The following is a 19,450-nucleotide window of genomic DNA, read 5'->3' on the forward strand; positions in this document are numbered from 1 at the left end:
TGATACAAAACAATTTTACATGTGTTTTGTTTATGATGTGTATAAACTAAAATTAATATATAATGAAACTACTTGAAAAAAATACAGATGCAGGGATTTTAATTCTTCGATTGAGTATCGGTATACTAATGCTTCTTCATGGTATTGCCAAATTGAGTTCCGGTGCGGGAGTGATAGAACAGATTGTTGTAGGCGCAGGTTTACCGTCGTTTATAGCTTATGGCGTTTATGTCGGTGAAGTTATTGCTCCCTTGTTTATTATAGCTGGCTATGGAACTAGGATAGCTGGAGCCATTTTTGCAGTTAATTGTGTGGTAGCTGCCTCATTGGCTCATAGTGCTGATATCTTTACATTAAGTCAGTCGGGAGGTTGGGCTGTCGAGTTGCTTGGCTTATATTTCTTTGGTGCTTTAGCTTTAGTATTTACCGGAGGAGGTAAGTATGCTCTAAGTCGTAAACATCTTTGGGATTAAAACCCAATTTATATATTTTATATGAAGAAGCGAAACTTACAGGTTTCGCTTCTTTTGTGTTATTCCGTTTCAGATGTTTTATCAAAACCATTATCTTTGAGTGATTAAATATTATATTTCATGAAAAAATATCTACTTATTCTGTCCGTTTTTCTAGCCGTTTCTAATTATGGAACAGCACAGTCTGTAAAATCATTATTGTCTCTCGATAATTATCATATACCTGTCGATCAGCGAGGTGCTTTGATCGCAAAAGTTGTTTCATCTGATAATTCTGAGATAAAATTGGCGAAAGATACTTCGGGTTTATTTCTGATAGACAAACAAGGTTATATCCGATTGAAGGATGATAAAGTTCTGACTGCCAAATCTCCAATGCGCTATGAAATAGAATTGAAGATTGGAAAAGAGAAAAAAACATTCGAATTGGTAAAGGACGATTTTATTCGCAATGGGGTTATTGCCCATCGTGGAGCCTGGAAACATGCCGATGTGAGCCAAAACTCGTTAGGGGCGTTGAAAAGAGCAATAGAATTAGGTTGTGCCGGTTCTGAATTAGATATATGGCTGTCAGCTGATAATAAAATAATATTGTCGCATGATCTTATTCTTTCTAATATGAATGTGGGTAACACAACGTTGGAGGTATTGAAAACAATTCAACTAAAAGGAGGCGAAACAGTTCCTACGCTTGATGAGTATATTGCCTGCGCAAAAAAACAGAATAAAACACGCTTGATTGTAGAATTAAAATCATACGGCAAAGAAAAGCAAGGGAAAGAAGACGATTCGCAAACAATAGAAGCGAGGCTTATGCGTACAATGGCTTTAACTGACTCGGTTGTTCAATCGGTTCATCGTCAAAAAGCTCAGGCTTGGGTCGAGTATATAAGCTTCGATTACGATGTTGTATTGCGTCTTCGCCAACTAGATCCGACAGTTAAAATATCGTACCTTGAAAATAACAAAAAAATAGAAGACTTGAAAGCTGCCGATATTTCAGGTATCGATTATGAACATACTAGCTTTTATCATAATCCACAATGGATAAAAGATGCACAGTCTCTTGGTTTAACAACAAATGGATGGACTGTGAATAAGAAAGAGCAAATGCAATTTCTTTTGGGTCTTGGTATCGATTACATAACTACCGACGAACCTGAACTATTACTAGATATCTTAAAAAAATAAAATGAGGTTTTTAAACTGATTTATCGAAATTCAGTAACATTGCCTGAAAATAATATATTGCAAGAAAAAAGTCTTGGAGGAACTCTCTCCAAGACTTTTTTTGTTAGTATTTATAAAATAAAATATGTTAATTGATTTTTGGCATAAGCAAATTGTTAATTAATACTCCCTTTTGCCACCCCTTTTAGTGGGATGCAGATTGATTGCAAACGATTGCATAACAAAAACATGTGATTCTGTTACTTGTCTAGTCCTAAACACAATTCAACTTATCATATTTGCATCATAAATCTAAGACCCATGAAAGTGTTCGAAACCTTTTCATGAGTACTTACAGTGTAGTGTATAGTGTAAATCAAATATTGTTAAGCTAATCCTTAATATTATCCACATGAAAAGGAAAACAAATCAGAAAAGTTATGCGAGAGTATTCTTATTCTTAATGATTGGAATGCTGACATTAACAAACTTGTACGCTCAAGAGGGTGCAACGATTGCTGTTAATGGAAATGTAAAAGATAATCTTGGTGAGCCTATTACAGGTGCAAGTGTTGTCGTGAAAGGTACAACCGTCGGAGCAATGACGGATATTGACGGGAATTTTCAAATCAATACACCCTCCAATTCGACTTTAGTTATTTCTTTTATTGGTTTTACAACGAAAGAAGTATCGGTAGCAGGTAAAAGATCAATCTCTGTAATGCTGGAAGAGGATGTAGCGTTACTGGATGAAGTTGTAGTTATCGGCTATGGTAGCGTTAAAAAAGAAGATTTAACAGGTGCTGTTACTACTATTTCGGCAAATTCACTAGCAAGAGGTATGGCTGTAGCCGCCTCTGACCTATTGATTGGAAAAGCACCCGGTGTTAGCGTTATTAATGATGGAGGTGCTCCCGGTACAGGAGCTTCTATCCGCATTCGCGGAGGATCGTCAGTTTCGGCTAGTAATGAGCCCCTTGTTGTGATTGATGGTATACCGGTTGATAATAATGCGATCAATGGTATGGGTAATCCTTTATCTACAGTCAATCCGAACGATATAGAGAGTTTTACAGTACTGAAGGATGCTTCTGCTACTGCAATTTATGGTTCTCGTGCATCGAATGGTGTTATCATTATAACCACCAAAAAAGGACAGGCAGGGAAACCTAAAGTGGCCTATAACGGAACATTCTCAATTAGTACCAAAAAAGGTGAAATAGATGTGATGGATGCTGGTCGATTCCGTAACTACGTAACGGAAGTATTTGGCGCAGGAAGTGAGCAAGTAAAAGCTTTAGGTTCTGCTTCGACAAACTGGCAGGATGCAATTTTCCGTACATCGTTTAGTAACGACCATAACATAAGTGTAGCCGGTGCTGCGAATATGTTACCTTATCGCGTTTCACTGGGATATACTAAAGAGAATGGTATCTTGAAAACATCAACTATGGATCGTTGGACGGGATCACTTAATTTGAGCCCTAAATTCTTTGACGATAAGTTAAGTGTACAATTAAACGTAAAAGGCGTCTATAATACAAACGTATTTGCTGACAAAGGAGCCATTGGTGCTGCGGCTGAATTCGATCCTACTCAACCTATTTATAGCGATGATAGCAAATATGGTAATGGATATTACATGTATTTGAAAGAAGATGGTACACCTATCGATATAGGTTTGACTAATCCGGTAGCCTTTCTTAACCAGAAACACGATGAGTCGACAGTGAAAAGAAGTCTCGGTAATGTTCAATTCGACTATAAAATGCATTTCTTACCTGAACTGCGTGCAAACTTAAATCTCGGTTACGATGTCTCTAGCAGTAAAGGAAACGTGACTATCGAAGATAACTCTCCGATGAGTTGGGTACAAGGTAATTTTAAAGAAGGATGGGGAGATAATAGAGATTATACTCAGCTAAAACGCAGTTTATTAATGGAGTTCTATCTTAATTATGCGAAAGAGATCGGTAAGCATCGTTTTGATGTACTGGGCGGTTATTCATGGCAAGAATTCTATAGAAAAGATACAAACATATACCCTTACTCATCAACAGTTGCTGAGCAAAAAGATGCCACATTCTACAAAGAAGGTGATTCTTACGAGTCTGAAAACTATTTGATATCGTTCTTTGGTCGTGCAAATTATACATTCGACAATCGTTACTTATTCACTGCTACTTTGCGTAGAGATGGTTCGTCTCGTTTCAATGAAGATAATCGTTGGGGATTATTCCCTTCTGCAGCATTAGCATGGAGAATCAACGAAGAATCGTTTATGAAGGATCAAACTTTATTCTCAGATTTGAAGCTGCGTTTGGGTTATGGTATTACAGGTCAACAAAATCTTGGTTCGGATGTCGGGGATTATCCACATCTGGCGAGATATAAATATAGTAAACCGGGTGCTAATTACTTCTGGGGCGACGAGAAAGTTCAAGTACTTCGACCAGAGGCATATGACAAAGGCTTAAAATGGGAAGAAACTACGACTTATAACGTCGGTGTTGACTATGGATTCTTAGGAAATCGTATTTCAGGAGCAGTAGATGTATATTATCGCAAAACAAAAGATCTTTTAAATAAAGTTCCTATTTCGGCAGGTACAAACTTTAGTAATGTATTGCTGACTAATATGGGAGAGCTTGTAAATAAAGGTATTGAGTTTTCTGTAACAGCTCGTCCTATCGAAACCAAAGATTGGAACTGGACATTGAATTATAATGTTTCGTACAATGATAATGAAATAACTAAAGTACTTGATAATCCTAATCCTGATTATGCGGGAATTATCCATGGTGGTATATCCGGAGGTACAGGAACAAATGTTTTGATTCACGCTTTAAATCATCCATTCAATTCATTCTATGTATACGAGCAGGTTTATAATAGTGATGGAAGACCGATAGAAGGAGCATTTATCGATCAAAATAAAGATGGCGTAATAGATACAAAAGATTTGATTAAATACAAAAGTGCTGCGCCGGATGTATTGATGGGTATGACTTCTCAATTGGCATATAAGAACTGGGATTTTAACTTTACAGTGCGCGCGAGTATCGGAAACTATGCTTACAACAATATTCAATCGAACAGAGAAGCACATGGTGGTGCCATCATGTACGACCCGTCGGGATTCTTGAAAAATCGTGTGAACAGTGCTGCGTATACTAACTTCAGCGACCCTCAATATCTGTCAAGTTATTACGTGCAAAATGCATCTTTCGTGCGGATGGACAATATCTCACTCGGATATACATTCGTTAATCCTGTGAAATATGTAGGTTCTATGAGGTTATATGGAACAGTGCAAAATCCATTTGTAATAACATCGTATAATGGTTTAGATCCGGAATTTAACAATGAGGGTATCGATAATAATATTTATCCACGCCCACGTATATACATGATAGGTCTTAGCCTACAATTCTAATCTTCAAAATAAAATAGATATGAAAACTATAAAATATAAATATTTGGCAATAGCGCTATTGTTTGGAGTATCAGTAGCTATGACATCATGTACGGATGATCTGGATACATTGCCCATCGATCCGAACGAACAGGTATCTGAAACTGTTTTCGGAAAAGAATTAGGAGCTTATAAATCCAGCTTAGCTAAAATTTATGCAGGATATACTATTTCAGGAAACAAAGCGGGAGATGACGAGTCGGATGTAGCCGGTGTTGACGGTGGTAGTCAGGCTTCTTTCTTACGCGGTTTGTGGAATATGCAGGAATTACCGACTGATGAAGCTCATTGTAACTGGACTGATGTTGGTATCGATAATTTCAATTACATGAACTGGAATTCAGGAAATGTATTTATCAAAGGAATGTATTACCGTCTTTATTATCAGGTGAATCTTGCAAATGAGTTTCTAAGGGAAACAACTGATGAGAAATTATCATCGCGAGGAGTTGAGGCTGATGTAAGATCAGAAATCGAGGTTTATAGAGGCGATGCTCGTTTCTTGAGAGCTCTTGCCTATTATTACCTGTTAGATATGTTCCGTGCCGTTCCTTTTGTTACGGAAAATAATGCGATCGGTAAAGAACCCCCTACACAAATTCAACCGAAAGAATTATTTACTTATATCGAAACAGAATTATTGGAGTCTCAAGATGCTTTATTAGAACCATTCGTGGGTTATAACAATAAATATTATGGTCGCGTTACTAAAGCGGCAGCATGGTCTTTATTATCACGTTTGTATCTGAATGCAGGAACTTATACCGGAGTAAGTAAATACACAGAATGTATTACTTATAGCAGTAAAGTAATAGCAGTAGGATATGAATTAGAACCTAAGTACGAAGATATGTTTAAAGCTGATAACGGTAATTCAAAAGAAATGATTTTCCCTATTCGCTACGAAGGTGCTGATACTCAAACTTGGGGTGGAATGACATTCCTTATCTGTAGTACTGTACCATCGGCACTACAAAGCGATGTTAATGCACAAGGCGCCTGGCAGGGTAATCGTGCCCGCGTATCTCTGTTGAATGTTTTCAAAAAAGAAACCGGCTATAATGATGATACCCGTTTCTCTATGTTGAAACCCGATTTGGCAGATAATGTGGAAATAATCGACCCGACCAGATATAAGAATGGTATCCCTGTCGTTAAATATTCGAACGTGAATAAAGACGGATCTTTGCCGCCAAGTAATATTGTTTATACCGATTTTCCTTTATTCCGTTTGGGCGAAATATACTTGAATTATGCAGAGGCAGTTCTTCGAGGGGGAGCAGGCGGTAGTACATCTACAGCACTCACTTATGTGAACAATCTACGTAAACGTGCATATAACAATTCTCCTAGTGCAAGTGTTAGCTCTATAAACGAGCAATTTATACTAGACGAGCGCGGACGTGAATTTTTCTTCGAAGCACAACGCCGTACCGATTTGGTTCGTTTCAATCAATTGACAACCGATTCATATATTTGGACATGGAAGGGTAATACCTTTAACGGAAAAAGCGTAGATAAAAGATACAATGTATACCCGATTCCTGCTGACGATATGGGTTCTAATCCGAACCTGCAACAATACGCGGACGGATATTAATTTACGAGTTATCATAAATATAATATATAAGAATTATGAAAAAACTAAATATATTTTTAATCATATCGCTTTGTCTGTTTGGATTTTATTCCTGCGATGATGATAGCAATAGGATAACGTTGAATGAAAATGATTTTGTAGCCCCTGTTTTCACACAGGAAGTTACGCAAGGATTTGAAATAACAGAAGATACAGATTTGACAGAGGTTATCGGTTCTTGGAGCTGGACTAAATCTGAATTTGGTGTACAATCTCCTTCCAGATACGAGATTGAAGTGGACACACTCGAATCTTTCGAAACATTCAAGGTGTTTACAGCTACAGCTGGAACGTCTATAGAGCTGACTTATAAGGAGCTGAATAATGCTGCTATGATGTTTGTGAAGGAATCCAGAGAGATTAAACTTTACTTCCGCTTGAAGACGAGTTTGGGTACAGCAGGCGCGGATCCGGTATTTATTAGCGATACCAAATCGGTTGCATTCACTTGTTTGTATATACTGCCTCTTCCGACAGAACTTTATATGACCGGCGCAGATTTTGGCGGCTGGAATTGGGATGCAGAAGGTGCTGTTAAATTAATACCTGTTAATGGTGTTGCGGGAGCATTTTGGACTATTAATTATTTTACAGGTGGTAATGGTTTTAAATGGTCACCTGATAGAGATTGGGGTACAGCTTTCGGAAAACAAGATACATCGATCGGCTTTACAAACGATGGCGATGGGAATGCTGTTGTACCCGCAGATGGTTTGTATATGGTTTATATAGATATGGCTGAAAAGAAAATAGCAATCGAACCGGCTAAGATTTATGGTATCGGTGATGCCTTTGGCGGATGGTCGGAAGGTCAATATCCATTTACTGTGACTGATGGTAAAGCTACAATTACAACAACTGCGGCCAATAATGTCAGAATGTATGCTGCATCTTCTATTGCAACATCAGATTGGTGGACCAGAGAGTTTAATATTTTTAATGGCAAGATTGAATATAGAGGAACAGGCGGTGATCAAGCTGCTGTTCCGGTTGCAGCAGGAGCTGTTGTAACTCTTGACTTTAAAACAGGAACAGGTACGATTCAATAAATTGTAAAATAAATTCTTCATAGAAAGCGATAGGGATATTTACCTGTCGCTTTTTTTATAATGTTTTATCTGCAAACGTTTGCAACGAAAAATGCTTCATTGCATTGGGCATATAGGCATATAGCAGTATCTAATCCGTTACTTTGTATAACGGATTCTATCCGACTTCATTTAAGATGATAAATCATTAAATCACTAATTATATTAAAACAAAGCAATGAGAAAATTATTTACTCTGGTGTGTTTATGTCTTTCGGCTGGACTTATTTCAGCACAAGATGTACAATCACCAAATGGTAATCTGAAACTATCCTTTTCGTTACACGATGGGGGAGTGCCGACATACAGTCTGACGTATAAAGGCAAAGATGTTATTAAACCCAGTAAGCTGGGACTGGAGCTGAAAGATGAATCGGATAAACCTTCTAATTTCAGTGATTTTTCTATTGAACGCAAATCGAATACTGATCAGGCAAATGACAAAGTGTCTTTATTGAACGGCTTTGAAGTAACGGAAACAAAGACCTCTACATTCGATGAAGTATGGCAGCCGGTTTGGGGAGAAGTGAAAGATATTCGTAATCATTATAATGAACTTGCTGTTACTTTGAATCAAAAGTCAACAGATAGGCAAATTGTACTTCGTTTCCGTGTATTTGATGACGGCCTTGGTTTCCGTTATGAATTTCCTACACAAAAGAATCTGATTTACTTTGTTATCAAAGAAGAAAAGACTCAATTTGCATTGGCTGGCGATCATAAGACATTCTGGATACCCGGTGACTATGATACGCAAGAATATAACTACACAACGTCGAATCTATCAGAAATAAGAAGCCGCTTCAAAACTGCTTATACGCCTAACGTTTCGCAAACACCATTTTCTGAAACAGGTGTACAGACTCCATTGATGATGAAGAGTTCAGACGGACTTTACATCAATATACACGAAGCAGCTTTGATAGATTATGCTTGTATGCATTTGAATCTGGATGATAAAAATATGGTCTTAGAATCGTGGTTGACTCCCGATGCCCAAGGAGCTAAAGGCTATATGCAAGCTCCGACTCAAACACCTTGGCGTACAGTAATCGTGAGTGACGATGCTCGCGATATACTAGCTTCTAAATTGACCTTGAACCTGAATGACCCTTCTAAGATAGAAGATACTTCGTGGATCAAACCTGTTAAATATATTGGTGTATGGTGGGAAATGATTACCGGAAAAAGCACATGGGCGTATACAGACGAATTACCAAGTGTTAGATTGGGAGAAACCGATTATACAAAAACAAAACCTAACGGTAAACACGCAGCGAATACAGCTAATGTGAAAAAGTACATTGATTTTGCAGCCCTTCACGGATTTGATGCCGTATTGGTCGAAGGCTGGAATATCGGATGGGAAGACTGGTTTGGTCACTCGAAAGACTATGTGTTTGATTTCGTTACTCCATATCCTGATTTCGATGTTCAAGAAATTCATAATTATGCTAAAAGTAAAGGCGTGAAAATGATGATGCATCATGAAACATCTTCTTCGGTACGCAACTATGAACGTCACATGGAGAAAGCATATCAGTTTATGGCAGACAATGGTTATAATTCTGTAAAGAGTGGTTATGTAGGAAGCATTATCCCTCGTGGTGAATTTCATTATGGGCAATGGATGGTAAATCATTATATGCATGCTTTAGAAGAAGCAGCTAAACACAAGATTATGGTAAACGCTCATGAGGCAGTGCGCCCGACGGGAGTATCTCGTACATATCCGAATCTTATCGGTAATGAATCGGCTCGAGGAACAGAATATGAAGCATTTGGCGGCAACACTCCCGATCATACCACAATTCTTCCGTTTACTCGTTTGATAGGTGGTCCGATGGATTATACACCGGGTATTTTCCAAATGGATGTAAGCGCTTATAATCCCGATAATAATTCGCATGTAAATACGACTCTTGCCCGCCAGTTGGCATTGTATGTTACGATGTATAGCCCATTGCAAATGGCAGCAGATTTGCCTGAAACATATAATAAATTCCTAGATGCATTTCAGTTCATCAAAGATGTTGCGATCGATTGGGACGATACAAAAATATTGGAGGCTGAACCGGGCGATTATATTACGATTGCACGTAAAGCAAAAGGATCGAATAACTGGTTTATAGGTAGTACTTGTGACGAGAATGGACGTACATCTGCCATCTCATTCGACTATCTGGATGCCGGCAAGCAATATATAGCAACTATTTATAGCGATGCTAAGGATGCTAATTATAAAACAAATCCACAGGCTTATGCTATCCGCAAGGTAATAGTTACCAATAAGTCGAAGTTATCTCAACTTTGTGCACCGGGTGGCGGATACGCTATCAGTGTAATTGAAGCAGATAAAGAACAAACAAAAGGATTAAAGAAACTGTGAGGTCTATATTAGTAAGATTGTTTAGATCATAGTAATGTTTAGTTTAAATTCAAGGGCGCAGATTATTCAATCTGCGCCCTCACTGTTTGTATATAAACTAAAACTGAATGTTATTTTGTCAGTACTCTATACTCCCAAGGTTTAAGAGTTGCAGGTAGTTCTTTGATGGCTGTTCCTGTAAAGTAATCTGTAAAATTACCTCTGCCAAATCCATCGTTACTCGTATACGTAATATTCTTATCCGATAAGTTCAGCATAACAAGGATTTCTTTCCCTTCTCTTTCTCGTGAGAATATAAGTAAATTATCGTTAGCGGAAGTACTGTATCTTTTTATCTTTCCGCCTTGTTCACCGGCACGCAAAGCAGGATGAGTGCGTTTTAGATTATTTAATTTTTTATAGAATTCTGTAGTTGAGTTTTCGTTCCATGACGGAACTTGGTCTTTCTCGAAGAAAGATAAACGTTTCTTTAATCCTACTTCTTGTCCGGTATATATCATCGGCATACCATTGAGAGTATAGGTAAGTACAGCAAAAGCTTCCACACCCTTTCCGTAACGTTCGAATTCTGTTCCGTTCCACGAATTTTCATCGTGATTGGTAAGGAAATTCATTTTATAAGCATCACTACAAATTGTAGTATCCAGTTTTTGAATATAAGAGTAAATAGTGTCAGCATTCTTAGTCTTTTTTACTACATCAGCCATCATATGCATCAATTCCCATGAATAGTTCGCATCAAAAGCATGCTCTAACAAGTCAGAGTTTTCAGATTCGGCTAGCATAAACATTGGTTTTACACTGTCCAATTCCTTTCTGGTACTATTCCAGAAATCGGTTGGAACCTCGTGCGCCATATCGCATCTGAAACCATCGATATCGAAATCGGTAACCCAATATTTCATCGCACCAACCATTGCCGTGCGCATATCATTGTTATCGTAATTCAACTCTGCGGTGTCAGTCCAGTCGTAAGGCGAAACAATCGTGTTGGTACTGTCTTTCATGTACCAATCAGGATGTTCGGTTATCCATGCATTATCCCAGCCTGTATGATTTGCTACCCAGTCTATTATTACTTTGAATCCCATTTCGTGAGCCTTATCTACCAAGCGTTTGAAGTCTTCTTTTGTACCGAATTCGGGATTGATACCTTTGTAGTCTTTTACAGCGTAATAGCTGCCGAGTGTTCCTTTTCTATTTTTTTCTGATATAGGATGCACTGGCATAATCCAAAGTACATCCACCCCTAATTCTTTAAGACGGGGCAAATGCTGTTCGAATGCAGCGAATGTTCCTTCTTTGGTGTATTGTCTGATATTTACTTCGTAGATTACAGCATTACGGGTCCAATCGAGGTGTTGCACGGTGCATTTTTCTTCTGTTTCTACTGTTAGATTATCATTATTGGCTTTTTGTTTACAAGATGTACCAAGCAAAACAAGGGATGCAATAATGAATAATGAAAGATTCTTTCTCATGTAATTTATTTTATGTATTTATTTTATCATTTCAGTTTCTGCTGCTTTAGGCTCTATGTCTTTTACAAACGCAACCGAAATTGCTGCTAATAACATGGACACGCCTGCGACAACAAGCATTGTGATAGAACTGCCTTCGGCAACGTATTTCAACAATAAGCCACCTGTTAATCCCGCAACAATCTGAGGAATGGTGATTGTCGCATTGAATATTCCCATATATACACCCATTTTACTTGCAGGAAGTGCTGCTGATAGAATTGCATAGGGCATAGCAAGAATACCTGCCCAAGCAATACCAATGCCAAGCATGGAAATCAGCAACATATTTTTATCATCGAAGAAGAACATCGACACTAAGCCTAATGCACCCATTAACAGAGCAAAAGAATAAACTTTTTTACGTCCTATTTTATCGGCTATCTTTGCCATGAATATGGAAAATCCAACAGCGAATATGCCATAAATGCCACTCAATACACCATTCCAGTTTCCTGCTTCGTTATATGCTTGTGAAAGAGGGTCTTTCGTGTGCCAAACATTTTCAGCAATACCATCGGTTGCATATACCCACATTAAGAATAATGCAAACCACGAGAAAAACTGGACAATGGATAGCTGAAGCATCGTTTTAGGAGTGCTTTTCAGAATATCGACGAACGATGTTTTTTTCTTTTCAGCCTCTGTGATATTATTATATTCTTCATACTCTTTAGGTGGATATTCTTTCACGCGGAAACATGTCCATAGCACAGCGAGTAATAATACTGCTCCTCCGAAATAAAATGCCCAGATTACCGAAGGCGGAACCATTTCCCCTACTTTCGGTATATTTCTTATCCCGATCCATGTCAGTATAAATGGAAGAAAGGAACCTACAACAGCCCCTATATTTGTAAGGAAACTCTGTATCGAGTATCCTTGATTTCGTTGTTTATCGTTTACCATATCCCCAACCAGTGATCGGAATGGTTGCATGGAAACATTGAATGCACAGTCCATAAACAGCAACATGCAGGCACCGAAAAATACGGGTGGGAAAATATGCGCTACTATTTCAGAATTGGGCATAAAGAACATGGCAATTGCAGACACTATTGCTCCAGCCAGTATAAAAGGAATACGCCTGCCTAGTCTTGTCCATGTACGATCGCTCGACATTCCGATGATCGGTTGTACAATAAGTCCGGCTATGGGTGCTGCCAGCCAGAATAGGGGAAGGTGATGTGGATCAGCTCCGAGAGCCGAAAGTATTCGGCTTGTTTGAGAACTTTGCAATGAATATCCTATTTGTATGCCTAAAAATCCGAAACTAAGATTCCAGATTTGCCAAAAGTTAAGAGTAGGTTTTTGTTTCATGGTATATGGTTTAGATCGGTATTAGTTTAGTGTATTATTTTAATTGTCGGGTAGAACACGTGTAGTCTGCCTGACAATCAGCGATGTTTTTATGATCTTATTCTTTCGTGTCGTGTCTTCGGGATTTTCAACTTTTTCGAGCAAAAGTTTCATCGCTTCTTCGCCTACTTTTTCGGGGTGCTGATCCATTGTTGTAAGCATCGGATCGGTATCCTGTGATATATTCGAGTTCGAGAACCCGCAAATAGATATATCATCAGGTATTCTTAGTTTTAGTTTCTTTGCCGCTAATAATATGCCGGAAGCTGTATAATCATTCATTGCCATAAAACCATCGGGTCTATTTGGCTCTTGGAGTATCTCCATTGCTCTTTCATATCCTAATGGCTTATTGTCGGCTATACGAATCAAATTTTCTTCTACTGGTAAATGATATTTGCGTATAGCATCCAGATAGCCGTTTTTTCTGTTTTTCGAAATCTCCATATGAAGAGGTGCAGAGAAAAAAGCTATGCGCTTACATCCGCTTTTGATCATATATTCCACAGCTGTGAATGTGCCGGAATAATCATCTACCACAACTTTATCGGCATCTATACCGATGCATATTCTGTCGAAAAAGATAACAGGTATATCATTATCCAGCAACTCTTCGAAATGTTCGTACTGCGTTGTTGTCTTAGCTTGTGAAATAAGGGCACCGCAAACGCGAGCCTTTATCAGAGTTTGCACATTACGTATTTCTTTATGGTAATCTTCTGATGATTGACAAATAATAACCTGATAACCTTTGTCTTCGGCAATTGTTTCCATTCCAGACAATACTGCTGAGAAGAAATGATTTGCCAATTCGGGCACAATAACTCCGATGATATTGGTGTGCTGATTACGCAGGCTAAGGGCAAGAGCATTCGGCTTGTATTTATTTTTTTTGGCGTACTCCTGAACAAGTTTTCGTGTTTCGAGGCTGATGTCGGGATTATCCTTTAAAGCCCTCGACACAGTCGAGGGCGAAACATTCAAATCTTTGGCTATATCTTTTATTGTGAGATGACCTTTTTTCATGATTGGAGACGTTGAGGAGTTATCCCTATAAAAATAATCAAAATTCTAATACCAGAACATCTCTCGGAGCAATAGTTAATGTGTTTCCACTCAAATCTATTGTTTTTTCACTTATAATATCTTTTGCTTGATTCTTTGTTAATATTTCCTTGTATGAAGCTATGTTAATGTTTTTTTGTTGGTCTGTTCCACTTAATATAACAACTACTGATTTGCCATTGTGTTTACGTTCGTAAACATAGATGCCATCGGTAGGAGCGAAATGTTTTAGTGTACCTTTAGCTATAACATCATTCCCTTTACGCCATTGCAATATTTTACGTGCAAAATTATATGCTTTATCTTGTTTATCCGTGCGATTAGTAAATGCATTTTGTTTGTCTTCCGCCCATCCTCCGGGGAATGTTTCACGTAAAGTACCATCTCCATTTGCTTTGTCGGCAGCCATCAGAATCTCTGTACCGTAATATATTTCGGGTATACCACGTGTTGTTAACAGAAAAGTAATGGCTTGTCTGTATCTGTCGAAATTAGATGTACTCTCTTCCGTTTTATAGAAACGGGATGTATCATGATTGTCGAGAAATATAAGTAATTCCATTGGGTTTTCATATACAATATCTTGCCCCAGATAGTCATAGATTCGCGCCATTCCATTATCCCAAGAAGTTTCTTCGTCGAAGGCTTTCTCCATAACTCCCATCAACGGGAAATCCATAACGCTGCGTAGATTGGAATTACGGGGAGCAGCTAGTTTACTATCTTTTTGCCAGTAAGCGATGGCCACATTATTACCATACCATGTTTCTCCTACAATATTGAAGTCCGGATATTCTTCGGTTACTTCTTTACACCAGCGAGCCATCATATCGAAGTCTGCATAAGGATGTGTATCTTGACGGATTCCGTCAATTCCGCCATATTCGATCCACCAGATACTATTTTGGATGAGGTATTTTGCTACGTGCGGATTCCGTTGATTCAAATCCGGCATAGATTCTACAAACCAACCATCCAAAGCTAATTTCTTATCTGCTGTCGACACATAAGGATCATATTGTGTTGTTGTCTTATATGATGTCTGGATGTATTTCTCCGAAAAATTGAACCAGTCTTTAGACGGTTTGTCTGTGAAAAAGAAATGTTCGCTGCCGCAATGGTTGAAAATCATATCCATTACTATTTTCATGCCTTTAGCATGTGCTTTATCTACTAAAGAAACAAACTCGTCATTAGATCCGAAACGTCTGTCCACTTTATAATAGTCGGTAGTGGCATAACCATGATATGAGCCTCTCGGCATATCGTTTTCCATTACAGGATTTAACCAGATAGCAGTTACACCAAGGTCATAAATGTAATCCAGATTATTTGCTATTCCTTTAAAGTCTCCGCCATGACGTGCATATTGTTCACTACGGTCTACCTTCGTTTCGCGCATTCCTTTAATGACATCGTTAGATGGGTCGCCATTAGCAAAACGATCGGGCATAATGAGGTATAGTACATCACTCGAATTGAATCCAATTCTGTCTGACGATCCTGTTTTTCTTTGTTTTATTTCGTAAGGAACAACCTTCTTATCTTTACCTTGTTGGAATACTATATCGAATTTTTCCGGTTGAGCGCCCGATAAATCTAAATATAATAATAGATAATTCGGATTCTCCAACCGAACCGATTCTTTTAATCGCACAGCTTTAGATGTAATGTTCACATCGCTTTTAGCAATGTTATCGCCGTGTATCAGAATTTGTACTTCAGGATTTTTCATTCCTGTCCACCAAAATGCAGGTTCTAACGTTTTAATGTCAATTGCAAAAATGGATTGACTGATTAAAACGGCTAATAATAGGGTTAAAACACTCTTTTTCATATTATTTTTTATTGTTCTTTTATAAAATTCGATCTGATGATTCAACCCTTGTTTTTACTTGGTTATTAAATTCATCAGCTTTCAATAAATCTTCCAGTGTAAGATGCATTCTGTAACACCAATAATGTTGTGGTATGGATGGTATATTTATGCGTTCATCATCCGGGTTTTCTCTTCTTAGCTTACTATCAATAGATAACCAATCTTGCAGCGGAAGGATGGCTAACATAGATGGAGAGTTAAGATGGTTGTTTACTATCTGTTTACAGATTTCGGTAGTGCAATCTTCAGGTGCAGCTCCTACTTTCCAGAGTACCTGATTATAATATTGTTGGATCGTATTTCGGTCTTCGTTCCACCATGCTCTGATCGGAGCCATATCGTGGGTAGAAGTGGTGCATACACTCAAATAGGGTAGGTTACTCAACCTTTCGAAAAGCAGATTTTTTTCCTTCGGCATGCGTTCTATTTCGAGACTGAGAATTTGTAATTCGTGCATGACCGATGGTACACATGCCGGAATCATTCCTAAGTCTTCTCCACAGACAAGCATCGATGTCGATGAAATAAGAGTTGGTAATTTCTTCATCGCTTCTTCGCGCCAAAACTGAGAATGACGGTGATAGAAGAAGTCATCATACAGACGATTGAATGCTGCTTTAGTATTATCATCCAGATCACAATATGTATATGTATATTGTGCTGTTATGCGTGGGTGATATTTTGACGGATCGCGTTTATCGTGAATAAATAATACTTCGTTGCATAGACCATATAAGCCATCGCGTATGCGTAGACTTTTTTCATCGGTCTTCCCTGCGAATAATTTTTTAATTTTCACTTGGGTATTACAGTCTTCATTCAGTTCGAAGCGCTGCCAAGCAATAGGATGCATATATTTTCCGATTACTTCCTGACTATACTCGCCGAAGAAATCGCCTAGAAAACTGTCATGAATATATGGCTGAGTCATACGGTATTCGTCGAACCACATGCCCGATGAATGAATCTCGTCGATAGAAAGCGGTAATGCCGGGCTGAAATAACCGAGTAAACCTTGTACGGATGACAATGGTATTTCCCAGATACGGAAAAAGCCTAGGATATGGTCGATACGGTAAGCATCGAAATAATCGGCCATTTTGCGGAAACGTTTTATCCACCACTGGTAGCCATCTTTGGCCATTTCGTCCCAATTGTAAGTTGGGAATCCCCAGTTCTGACCATTCACCGAGAAGTCGTCGGGTGGTGCTCCCGTTTGCACGTCTAAATTGAATAAATGAGGTTCGACCCATGCTTCGACACTGTCGCGACTGATGCCGATCGGTATATCCCCTTTAAGAATAACACCATTGGTATGAGCATATTCTTTTACTTCTACTAATTGTTTATGAAGCAAAAACTGTGTGAAGCATAGCAGATCGATACAAGTCTTAGCTCCATCCTCTGTATCGATTAGTTTTTTTAATTTACTCTCGTTATAGACTGAATTTGCTTTCCACAACGAATAATTTGCTGTCTTATGTTTATCCCTCAAATAAGAGAAACAGGCATAAGGGAATAGCCATTCTTCATTTTTTTTGTAAAACTCAGTATATTCTTTACTTTTCAATATATCATTTCCACATTCGGCAAAAAGATCAGTTAAATATTTCCATTTTAGAATTATTACTTTATCGTAATCTACATTCGCCAGCGTATTTAATTCACCCGCTTCTTTCTGATATTTATTATAAAGCTTCTGATCTTTTAACGGATATTCATTCAGTCCCAGATAAATGGGATGGAGGGCATAAATAGATATTGCATTGTATGGATACGAATCAGTCCATGTGTAGGTGATAGTTGTATCGTTTATGGGTAATATTTGTATTACTTTCTGACCCGTTTTGCTTGTCCAATCAATTAGTTTCTTTATATCCGAAAACTCACCGATGCCAAAACTATTATCTGACCGTAAAGAGAAGACAGGAATAGATACTCCTGCTGCTCTCCAATTCATCCAGCCATAGCGATACTCCAGTGTTTGTACATTCACTATATCCTCTTTATCCTCTATTGAAAGAGGATTGATGGAACGATTGTTACCATTTTCCCAATGAACAATTTTCTTTTCATTGGCATCATAAATTGCCAGCTTATATTCTAGCGTTGATTTTATTTGCGAAGCATTAATTGTTAACAGCCAAATGCCATCCTCCAAAGGTGTAAAATGCAAAGCATCTTGTAATTGCCAGTTTCCAAAAACTTTAGAATCACCACAAAGTATCAGTTCTTGTCCTTTTTTAGCATAAGGACAAATTATTTGTAATAAGATTGTTTTATTATAATATTTGCTTTTAGATACGGGATTGTGGTGAAAAAAACTATTGGTAAAGCATGATGTGTAAAGAAACTTTTGTTGAGGAATTTCTTGCCAGATATCTTCTACAATAAATTTCTTGTCTGTGGCAAGTGTTAGCGTATGTGGATTCCCCCATTCACGACGAACAGTTTTGCCCGATTCTTTTACTATATAGTAATATTTAAGTTCTGATATATCTTTTACTTCCAATTCAATCTGCCATTTGGAAGGAGCTATGCAAGTCATACTTTTTGCAAAGCCTTCATCCCAATTTCCTAATTCAGGAGTGGAGCCACAGATGTAGATGGTCTGTCCCCATACAGTATTATAGTCTAATGATAATATTATTTTCATGTGATTTTTCTTTGTGGCTATTATTTTATGGTCGTCTAGTTAAAGGTCTTCCTCTCTTGTAACAAAACTACGTATTAATAAACTAAAGTCTTTTATATAAAGCCGCTTTTTTGTCAAAATGGGCTGCAAACGATTGCATAGTGTTAAATTATTATGTTTTATGTTTCTCAACTGGTTGTTTGTGAGTTGTATAGTGTGTTTTAGTAGCTTTTTATGGAATATTTGATTTTTTATTCTCTATATAGTAAGCATTGAATAATAACCCTCTAAAATTGAATATTATGAAATCAAGACTTCCTTTAATATGTGTAGTTATGATTATAATATCATATCCACTTTATAATTATCACAGCCAAGAGATCTTTGATAGAAGAGCCAAAGCTCAACATGAAAGACGTGAGAAAATGGCTCAAGCATCTGAAAAATCGAATGCTGTGATTGATGAAGACAACATGAAAACTTATTATGTATTATCCGCTGACTCATTAGTAGTTAGTGGGGAATAATAAATTGCTGTGGTTTTAACTAAGGGCTTATTTTAAAAATATAGTCACATATTCCCCCCAAAAAAGGTGTCTCGTAAGTGATTTTTCGTATCATTCTGTCATTCTGAACGGAGAGAAGAATCCCGGCTCTTGATTGAGAGATCCTTCTCTCCGTTCAGGATGACAAAAGAGAGTAATACTTTGACTGTATTATTTTACTTATGAGACACCTTCTTTTAATTATTTCTTATT

General features: G+C 37.9%; 12 protein-coding genes. 7 read left to right on the top strand and 5 right to left on the bottom strand.

Annotated features, from left to right (window positions below; genetic code table 11):
* Window positions 1-62 precede the first annotated feature (62 nt).
* The 6 genes from G7Y57_RS03150 to G7Y57_RS03175 all read left to right on the top strand — a co-directional run bounded on the left by G7Y57_RS03150 (window position 63) and on the right by G7Y57_RS03175 (window position 10,234).
* The gene (locus tag G7Y57_RS03150; protein WP_165020712.1) at window positions 63-473 is read left to right on the top strand and encodes a DoxX family protein; all 411 of its coding nucleotides are present in this window, start codon (window positions 63-65) and stop codon (window positions 471-473) included.
* A 120-nt stretch (window positions 474-593) separates the two neighbouring features.
* Window positions 594-1,664 (top strand): glycerophosphodiester phosphodiesterase, encoded by a 1,071-nt coding sequence (locus G7Y57_RS03155; RefSeq protein ID WP_165020713.1) that lies wholly within the window; start codon window positions 594-596, stop codon window positions 1,662-1,664.
* 391 nt (window positions 1,665-2,055) lie between these two features.
* Complete coding sequence (locus G7Y57_RS03160) at window positions 2,056-5,079, top strand: SusC/RagA family TonB-linked outer membrane protein (RefSeq protein ID WP_165020714.1); 3,024 nt, start codon at window positions 2,056-2,058, stop codon at window positions 5,077-5,079.
* Window positions 5,080-5,098: 19 nt separating this feature from the next.
* On the top strand, window positions 5,099-6,718 hold the full coding sequence (locus tag G7Y57_RS03165; protein WP_165020715.1) for a RagB/SusD family nutrient uptake outer membrane protein: 1,620 nt from the start codon (window positions 5,099-5,101) through the stop codon (window positions 6,716-6,718).
* A gap of 35 nt (window positions 6,719-6,753) precedes the next feature.
* Entirely contained in the window at window positions 6,754-7,806 is a 1,053-nt protein-coding gene (locus G7Y57_RS03170; RefSeq protein ID WP_255491315.1) for a SusF/SusE family outer membrane protein, read from the top strand.
* A 217-nt stretch (window positions 7,807-8,023) separates the two neighbouring features.
* Window positions 8,024-10,234 (top strand): glycoside hydrolase family 97 protein, encoded by a 2,211-nt coding sequence (locus G7Y57_RS03175; RefSeq protein ID WP_165020716.1) that lies wholly within the window; start codon window positions 8,024-8,026, stop codon window positions 10,232-10,234.
* A gap of 110 nt (window positions 10,235-10,344) precedes the next feature.
* On the opposite strand, the gene G7Y57_RS03180 is transcribed toward G7Y57_RS03175, so the two are convergent.
* The 5 genes from G7Y57_RS03180 to G7Y57_RS03200 are packed head-to-tail and all read right to left on the bottom strand — an operon-like array spanning window position 10,345 to window position 18,713.
* The gene (locus tag G7Y57_RS03180; RefSeq protein WP_165020717.1) at window positions 10,345-11,715 is read right to left on the bottom strand and encodes an alpha-amylase family glycosyl hydrolase; all 1,371 of its coding nucleotides are present in this window, start codon (window positions 11,713-11,715) and stop codon (window positions 10,345-10,347) included.
* A gap of 18 nt (window positions 11,716-11,733) precedes the next feature.
* Window positions 11,734-13,074: an SLC45 family MFS transporter gene (locus tag G7Y57_RS03185; RefSeq protein WP_165020718.1), complete on the bottom strand. Its 1,341-nt coding sequence runs from the start codon at window positions 13,072-13,074 to the stop codon at window positions 11,734-11,736.
* Between the two features lie 39 nt (window positions 13,075-13,113).
* A complete protein-coding gene (locus G7Y57_RS03190; protein ID WP_165020719.1) occupies window positions 13,114-14,139 on the bottom strand; it encodes a LacI family DNA-binding transcriptional regulator in 1,026 nt (341 codons plus the stop codon).
* A gap of 37 nt (window positions 14,140-14,176) precedes the next feature.
* Window positions 14,177-16,015: a glycoside hydrolase family 13 protein gene (locus G7Y57_RS03195; RefSeq protein WP_165020720.1), complete on the bottom strand. Its 1,839-nt coding sequence runs from the start codon at window positions 16,013-16,015 to the stop codon at window positions 14,177-14,179.
* A gap of 19 nt (window positions 16,016-16,034) precedes the next feature.
* The gene (locus G7Y57_RS03200; protein WP_165020721.1) at window positions 16,035-18,713 is read right to left on the bottom strand and encodes a 4-alpha-glucanotransferase; all 2,679 of its coding nucleotides are present in this window, start codon (window positions 18,711-18,713) and stop codon (window positions 16,035-16,037) included.
* 281 nt (window positions 18,714-18,994) lie between these two features.
* On the opposite strand from G7Y57_RS03200, the gene G7Y57_RS03205 reads away from it, so the two are divergent.
* Window positions 18,995-19,219, top strand: coding sequence for a hypothetical protein (locus G7Y57_RS03205; RefSeq protein WP_165020722.1), 225 nt, complete (start codon window positions 18,995-18,997; stop codon window positions 19,217-19,219).
* Window positions 19,220-19,450: the final 231 nt, after the last annotated feature.

Source organism: Dysgonomonas sp. ZJ279, from assembly GCF_011039205.1.
Classification (GTDB): Bacteria; Bacteroidota; Bacteroidia; order Bacteroidales; family Dysgonomonadaceae; genus Dysgonomonas.